The organism is Streptomyces lushanensis (assembly GCF_001700515.1).
Lineage (GTDB): Bacteria > Actinomycetota > Actinomycetes > Streptomycetales > Streptomycetaceae > Streptomyces > Streptomyces lushanensis.
In genome coordinates this window covers 1-7461 of the sequence record NZ_MAUD01000486.1, presented here as the reverse complement: position 1 = coordinate 7461, position 7461 = coordinate 1, and the positions used below count along the sequence as shown (strand labels likewise).

The window sequence follows — 7461 nt, the reverse complement described above, 5'->3', positions numbered from 1 at the left end:
CTTTGCGGCGGTCCTCACGCCCGCCCGGGCAGGCGTGAGGACCGCCGCAAAGAGGGGGGTTAGCCCCAATGTCCTGGGCGGGTGGGCGTTCGTACGGTGGTTCGCATGGATGCCCGCGACCCCGAGCTGAAGCCTGAGCTCAAGAAGGAACTCAACGCCACCCTTCAGGCACGCCACGAGCTGGGCGCGGACTACGAGTCCGCGCTCGTCGAGTCGTTCCTGGAGAAGGTCGAGCAGCGCCTGGACGGTACGGTCGAGCGCCGCGTCCGGCGTGAGCTGGCCGAGCGGCAGATGGCGGCTGCCCGCGACGCCCGGACGCCCGGCCCCGTGGAGGGGTTCGGGGAGCGCTTCGGATTCGGCGTCATCTCCCTGATCCTGGCCATCCCGCTGTCCGCCATCGCCGCGGTGAACGCGGACATCGAGGGCCTGGTCGTCTGCTGGCTGGGGATCTTCGGAGTCAACGCGGTGCACGCCTCGCGCGGCCTGCCCTGGACACGCGGCAAGCGCCACCGCCGGTCGGACGAGTGGGGCGAGGACTGAGAGAACTGAGCGGGGGCCGCCGGCCACGGACGGCAAGAGCAAAAGCCGGAGCACAAAAGCCGGACCGGAGCCGGAGCAGAGCAAAAAGATAGTCGCGGGGACCGCCGCACCCCCGTTACCGGGGGGCGGGACGACGGCGGTCCCCGCGAGGGACACGGTCCGGGTCAGGGCCGGTGTGCGTGTCCTTGGCGTCCATGGAGGTCCGGGAGCCGCTCCGGAGGTCCTTGACGCCGACAACCACTACTGTGCAGGACGCGTGTTAAGCGGGTGCTGCGCGGACGTGTCGCGCTCGTACCACTTTCGCGGATACGCGCCATCGCCCATTGAACCGCCCGCTACACAACCGTCGAGATCAGGCCTTCGACAGATACGCCAGCAGATCCTGCCTGCTCACCACCCCTGTCGGCTTCCCCTCGACCAGCACGATCGCCGCGTCGGCGCCGTCGGAACGGCTCAGCGCGGTCATCAGATCGGCCACCGGTTCGCCCGAGCCGACCTGCGGCAGCGGGCACGACATGTGCTTCTCCAGCAGATCGCCGAGCGAGGCCCGCTGGGTGAAGAGCGCGTCCAGCAGCTCCCGCTCCACCACCGAACCGATGACCTCCGCGGCCATCACGTCCGGGTGTCCGGCCCCCGGCTTCACGATCGGCATCTGCGAGACGCCGTACTCCCGCAGCACCTCGATCGCCTCGCCGACCGTCTCCTCCGGATGCATGTGGACGAGGGTCGGGATCGCGCCCGCCTTGTGCCGCAGGACATCGCCGACGGTGACCGCGCCGCCGCCCTGCTCCAGGAAGCCGTAGTCGTTCATCCACTCGTCGTTGAAGATCTTGCTGAGATAGCCGCGACCGCTGTCCGGCAGCAGGACGACCACGACATCGTCCGGCCCGAGCCCCTCGGCGACCTTCAGCGCGGCCACCACCGCCATGCCGCAGGAGCCGCCGACGAGCAGGCCCTCCTCCTTGGCCAGCCGCCGGGTCATCCGGAAGGAGTCCTTGTCGGACACGGCGACGATCTCGTCCGTCACCGTGCTGTCGTACGCGCTCGGCCAGAAGTCCTCGCCGACGCCCTCCACCAGATACGGCCGGCCGGAACCGCCGGAGTAGACGGATCCCTCCGGGTCGGCGCCCACGATCCGCACGCGCCCGTCGCTGACCTCCTTGAGGTAGCGGCCGGTACCGCTGATGGTGCCTCCCGTACCGACACCCGCCACGAAGTGGGTGATCCGTCCGTCCGTCTGCTTCCACAGTTCGGGACCGGTCGTCTCGTAGTGCGAGCGCGGGTTGTTCGGGTTGCTGTACTGGTCCGGCTTCCAGGCACCCGGGGTCTCACGCACCAGCCGGTCGGAGACGTTGTAGTACGAGTCGGGATGCTCCGGGTCGACGGCCGTCGGGCAGACGACGACCTCGGCACCGTACGCGCGCAGCACATTGATCTTGTCCGTGGAGACCTTGTCCGGGCAGACGAACACGCACTTGTAGCCCTTCCGCTGGGCCACGATGGCGAGACCGACACCGGTGTTGCCGCTCGTCGGCTCGACGATCGTGCCGCCGGGCCGCAGCTCACCGCTCTTCTCGGCGGCTTCGATCATGCGCAGGGCGATCCGGTCCTTGACCGAACCACCGGGATTGAAGTATTCGACCTTCGCCAGGACTGTCGCCTGGATCCCTGCGGTCACGCTGTGCAGCTTCAGCAGGGGGGTATTGCCAACCAGACTGATCATCGAGTCGTGGAATTGCACCGTTGTCTCCGGGGTCTCCGTGATGGTCCGGCCAGGGTATGCGTACGCGCGCGAGATTGGGCGACGGTCCTTACGGGGCAGTTAGCTGGTGTACGTACCCATACTCGTGCGTACGGCGTCGTGCGCACGCGCGCACGGCGGTTCGTATGTACGGCCAGAGGGAGGTGGCTCGGACTGTGTCGAGGGCGAGGGTGGCACGGCGGATCGCCGCGGGCGCGGCCTACGGCGGCGGGAGCATCGGCCTGCTGGGAGCGGCCGGCGTCGGAGTGGTGCTGGCGGAACTGCAACTGGCGAAGCGGTCGGTGGGGGGCGGGGTGGCTCCTGTGCCGCCGAGCGGCGACGGCTGGTACGGGCTGGCGTACGGGCTCGGACAAGGGCACGCCGAGCAGCTGCGGATGGGCATGCTCGGCGACTCCACGGCGGCGGGCCAGGGCGTACGGCGGGCGGGACAGACCCCGGGGGCCCTGCTCGCCTCGGGGCTCTCGGCGGTCGCGGAGCGGCCCGTGGAGCTGCGGAACGTGGCGCTGCCCGGTGCCCAGTCGGACGATCTGGACCGCCAGGTGACCCAGCTCCTCTCGGACCCGGCGCGGGTCCCGGACGTCTGCGTGATCATCGTCGGCGCGAACGACGTGACGCACCGGATGCCGGCCACCCGTTCGGTGCGGTATCTCGCGGCGGCGGTACGGCGGCTGCGGACGGCCGGCGCGGAGGTGGTCGTCGGGACCTGCCCGGATCTCGGCACGATCGAGCCGGTGTACCAGCCGCTGCGCTGGCTGGCCCGCCGGGTGAGCCGCCAGCTCGCCGCGGCACAGACGATCGTGGCGGTCGAGCAGGGCGGCCGTACGGTCTCGCTGGGCGATCTGCTGGGCCCGGAGTTCGCCGCGAACCCGCGGGAGCTGTTCGGCCCGGACAACTACCACCCTTCGGCGGAGGGTTACGCGACCGCGGCGATGGCGGTCCTGCCCACGCTCTGCGCGGTGCTGGACCTCTGGCCGGAGACGGACCACCTCGACGCGTCCCGCGACGAGGACATGCTCCCGGTGGCGAAGGCGGCCTCGGCGGCGGCGTCCCGGGCGGGTACGGAAGTCACCGCGGCCCGCGCCCCCTGGGCCCTGCTGAAGCACCGCAGACGCCGCCGTCTCCCCGCGCAGACGGAGGCGACACCGACGGAACCGAGCCAGGTGCCGCGGGAGGTATGACACGAAGGTGTGACACGGAACGCGCCACCCGGAGGAGTGACCCGACGCGCGCCCGCCCGCCACCCGCTGAGCAAGCGCTTGGAAAAGAGGCCCTCGTCACACGACCGCCCGGGTGACCTCGACGCTACGTAACGGTAACTTCCAGTCAGCCCGCCCTCTCCCCTCCTGGAGCCGTGATGCCCGAAGCCGTGATCGTCTCTGCCGCCCGTTCGCCCATCGGCCGGGCCTACAAGGGATCGCTCAAGGAAGTACGGCCCGACGACCTGACGGCCACGATCATCGGGGCCGCGCTCGCCAAGATCCCCGAGCTGGATCCGCGCGACATCGACGATCTGATGCTCGGCTGCGGGCTGCCCGGTGGCGAGCAGGGCCACAATCTGGGCCGGATCGTCGCCGTACAGCTCGGCATGGACCACCTTCCCGGCTGCACCGTCACCCGCTACTGCTCCTCGTCCCTCCAGACCTCGCGGATGGCGCTGCACGCCATCAAGGCGGGCGAGGGCGACGTCTTCATCTCGGCCGGTGTCGAGATGGTCTCGCGTCAGGTCAACGGCTCCTCGGACGGGATGCCCGGCACCCACAACCCGCTCTTCGCGGACGCCGAGACCCGTACCGCCGCCGTCGCGCGGAGCGAGGGCGCGGGGTGGCACGACCCGCGCGAGGACGGCCTGGTCCCGGACGCGTACATCGCGATGGGACAGACCGCGGAGAATCTGGCGCGGTTCAAGGGCATCACCCGTCAGGAGATGGACGAGTTCGGCGTACGGTCCCAGAACCTCGCCGAGGAGGCGCTCAAGAACGGCTTCTGGGAGCGCGAGATCACGCCCGTGACGGTCCCGGACGGCACGGTCGTGGCGAAGGACGACGGACCGCGCGCCGGAGTCACGCTGGAGGGTGTGCAGGGCCTCAAGCCCGTCTTCCGGCCCGACGGTCTGGTCACGGCGGGCAACTGCTGCCCGCTCAACGACGGCGCCGCCGCACTCGTGATCATGTCCGACACCAAGGCGCGCGAGCTGGGCCTGACACCGCTGGCCCGGATCGTCTCCACCGGAGTCACCGCGCTGTCGCCGGAGATCATGGGCCACGGCCCGGTCGAGGCGTCCCGGCAGGCGCTCTCGCGCGCCGGGCTGACCATCGGTGACATCGATCTGGTCGAGATCAACGAGGCCTTCGCGGCCCAGGTGATCCCGTCCTACCGGGACCTGGACATCCCGCTGGAGAAGCTGAACGTCAACGGCGGCGCCATCGCCGTCGGCCACCCGTTCGGCATGACCGGGGCCCGGATCACCGGCACCCTGATCAACAGCCTCCAGTTCCACGACAAGCAGTTCGGTCTGGAGACCATGTGCGTCGGCGGCGGCCAGGGCATGGCCATGGTGGTCGAACGGCTGAGCTGAAAGGCTGTGCCGAAGTGCCCGGGCCGCGGCGCCGGCGGCGCGCGAACTGTCCGAAATGCGGAGACTCGTCGCGCAGAGTAGCCGGGCAGTCCGGAATCGCACAGAAGAACCCCACCGATCCCCAGTCGTGACTGAATCTCCCCCAGGATGTGACCTAGCCCCGGGGGAGATTCGTTTGCCCAGGTCAGAGCGGTGGCGGAAGTAAACCTAAGGCCCAAAGACCTGTCCATTTCGTGACGTAATGCACTGCCGGACGGATCCCGCCCACGACAAGCTGAGGTAGGAAGTCGGGGGTACCGATCGGAACGGGAGTAGTCAGTGAGCGCCATGTCTCTTGCCCTGCTGCTGACCACAGCCGCCGCCACCGCCGTGGGCGTCGCTGCTCTGCACGCCGCTCATGGGCTGCGCAGGCAGGTCAGCGCCCTGCGTGGCGAACTGGCCGCGGCGAACCCGGGGGGCATCACCGCCGCCGTACCGCAGGCCAGGAGCGCCGCCCTGACCGACTGCCCGGACGCCATACGAACCGCCGTGGCCGAGGCCCTCGCCGAGGAGCGCGAGCGCGAGCTGGCCGAGGCGCGCGCCTTCTGGGCCGCGCAGGAAGCGCGGGACGCGGCCGACACGCCGTCGCTGCTCGGCGGACTGGCGGGGCTCGGTGCCGAGGACGGGCCGTTCTACATCCCCCGCCAGGTCGACTTCACCGGTTTTGAGCCGCTGGATCTGGACGCGGCCGAGGCTCTCGACAGCTTCGCCGACCATCCGGACCTCAGCGCGATCAGTGAGGTCAGCGAGATCAGTGAGGTGAGCGGAGTGGGCGGTGGCGGCGGTATCGGCGAGGTCGGCGATTTCACGGAGGACTCGCCGGAGCTGGCCGCGGCCCGCCGCCGGCACCCCTCGCACCCGGACTTCGTACCGCTCCAGACGCCCGTCGTCACCGACCACGAGCGCACGATCACCCGGCTCGAAGAGCTCGCCTCGACCCGTACGGCGCTCGCCGATGTACGGCCGGGCCCGCTGGGCACGCTCGACGTCTATGTCTTCGCCGACGGCACGACGCTCTGCATGACCCCGGGCCACCGGGAGACCGCCGAGCGGCTCGCCGCGGCACTGCGCGCGGGCGACGCGCCGTTCCTGCTGGGCGGCTCCGGCGTCTCCGGCGCGTACACCCTGACGTTCTCGTACGGAGGCGAGGGCGGAGGCGAGGGCGGCGGCAGCGGCCCGGACGTCACCGGCTCCGCCCCGGAGGGCCCGGACGCCGGCGCCGGCAAAGAGGCCGCCGAGCACGTGTACATCCTCGCGGACCGCGTCATCGCCTCGCTGTAGTCCCGGGCTCTCCCGCCGTCCCGCGCGTGATCCGGCGCTTCCAGTACTTCCGGTGCTTCCGGTGCTTCATCGCGCCGGCCGCCGCCCGCCCTCAGAGGGCCGCGCGGCCGACCGCCCGCTCGACCGCCTTCACGGCCTCGTCCAGCTCCCTCACGGACGGGGCCGCTCTCAGTGCCTCGGCCAGATCCGCCGCCGCGACGGTGAGCTGGTCCGCGACGACGAAGACACCGGCGTCCGGCATGATCCGCGGCTCCTCGCCGGGCGCGTCGAGCCGCTGGGCCCGTACGGACAGCTCCCTGGCCAGGGCCAGCGCCTCGGCCGCGGCGCCATTGCGGAGCCGGCTCTGCGGAGCGGCCCGCAGCCGGTCGGCGAATCGGTCCACGGCGGCCGTCAGCGGTGTTGTATCGAGCACCCGGCCGACCCTACGCGCCCGGCCGGACCGCGGCCACGGAAGGCCAAGGGTCGCGGGAATGGCTACGGGACTGTTGCCAACGGGCCAACGCTCGGGCACGGTGGCCTGAAGGACCAGTAAGCGCGGAGCGTCCGGAGGCGCCGATGTCCCTTGTCTTCTCCGAAGAGACCCATCGCAACATGCTCTCCCGCATCCCTCATTGCACCGGTCGTGAGATCTCCGACTGGCTGCGCGCCGTCGAGGAGGGCCCGTCCCTCATCCGTTTCGAGGAGAAGGTGAGCTGGCTGAGAAGCGAGCACAACCTCGCATACGGACACGCGAAGGCGATCGTCCATGAGTACGACCTGAGGCGGGCCGCCCGCCGTCTGCTCTGACCCGTCCGACCCGACCCGCACCCACCGCACCCCGTGCACGGCCGACCGGTGTGCGACCGACCGGCAATACGGCGGAACGGCATACGGCAGAACGGCCGGCACACAACAGAAGGGGTCCGCGGGCATCGGGCCCGCGGACCCCTCTGTGGTGGGCCTGCGTGTCAGACGGTCATCACGGCCGTCAGTCGTTGCCCTGAAGGATCGACAGCAGCCGCAGCATCTCCAGGTAGATCCACACCAGAGTGAGCGTGAGGCCGAAGGCCGCGAGCCAGGACTCCTCGCGCGGAGCGCCGTACGCGACACCGTCCTCGACCTGCTTGAAGTCCAGCGCCAGGAAGCATGCGCCGAGGACGATCCCGACGATGCCGAAGACGATGCCCAGACCGCCGCTGCGGAAGCCGAGGCCGTCACCGCCGCCGAAGACGCTGAAGAGCATGTTGGCGACCATCAGGAGCACGAAGCCCATGGCCGCGGCCAT

At 70.5% G+C, this 7461-nt stretch carries 8 protein-coding genes; 5 read left to right on the top strand and 3 right to left on the bottom strand.

The window, feature by feature from the left end; genetic code table 11:
* Positions 1 to 105: 105 nt before the first annotated feature.
* Positions 106 to 540, top strand: coding sequence for a hypothetical protein (locus tag BFF77_RS30215; protein WP_066956353.1), 435 nt, complete (start codon positions 106 to 108; stop codon positions 538 to 540).
* Positions 541 to 892: 352 nt separating this feature from the next.
* On the opposite strand, the gene BFF77_RS30210 is transcribed toward BFF77_RS30215, so the two are convergent.
* Complete coding sequence (locus BFF77_RS30210) at positions 893 to 2281, bottom strand: cystathionine beta-synthase (protein WP_066956351.1); 1389 nt, start codon at positions 2279 to 2281, stop codon at positions 893 to 895.
* A gap of 191 nt (positions 2282 to 2472) precedes the next feature.
* Here BFF77_RS30210 and BFF77_RS30205 point away from each other — a divergent pair, with 191 nt between their 5' ends.
* The 3 genes from BFF77_RS30205 to BFF77_RS30195 all read left to right on the top strand — a co-directional run bounded on the left by BFF77_RS30205 (position 2473) and on the right by BFF77_RS30195 (position 6197).
* Positions 2473 to 3480, top strand: a complete 1008-nt coding sequence (locus BFF77_RS30205; protein ID WP_066956348.1) for an SGNH/GDSL hydrolase family protein — start codon at positions 2473 to 2475, stop codon at positions 3478 to 3480.
* A gap of 176 nt (positions 3481 to 3656) precedes the next feature.
* Positions 3657 to 4877, top strand: coding sequence for an acetyl-CoA C-acetyltransferase (locus BFF77_RS30200; RefSeq protein WP_066956344.1), 1221 nt, complete (start codon positions 3657 to 3659; stop codon positions 4875 to 4877).
* Positions 4878 to 5204: 327 nt separating this feature from the next.
* Complete coding sequence (locus tag BFF77_RS30195) at positions 5205 to 6197, top strand: hypothetical protein (RefSeq protein WP_245703834.1); 993 nt, start codon at positions 5205 to 5207, stop codon at positions 6195 to 6197.
* Positions 6198 to 6288: 91 nt separating this feature from the next.
* Here the strand turns inward: BFF77_RS30195 and BFF77_RS30190 are convergent, their stop codons facing one another.
* Complete coding sequence (locus BFF77_RS30190) at positions 6289 to 6609, bottom strand: hypothetical protein (RefSeq protein WP_066956341.1); 321 nt, start codon at positions 6607 to 6609, stop codon at positions 6289 to 6291.
* Positions 6610 to 6752: 143 nt separating this feature from the next.
* On the opposite strand from BFF77_RS30190, the gene BFF77_RS30185 reads away from it, so the two are divergent.
* Positions 6753 to 6983, top strand: a complete 231-nt coding sequence (locus BFF77_RS30185; protein WP_066956338.1) for a DUF4287 domain-containing protein — start codon at positions 6753 to 6755, stop codon at positions 6981 to 6983.
* 181 nt (positions 6984 to 7164) lie between these two features.
* Here the strand turns inward: BFF77_RS30185 and BFF77_RS30180 are convergent.
* A partial coding sequence (locus BFF77_RS30180; RefSeq protein WP_066956335.1) for a Bax inhibitor-1/YccA family membrane protein occupies positions 7165 to 7461 on the bottom strand: 297 nt, incomplete at its 5' end.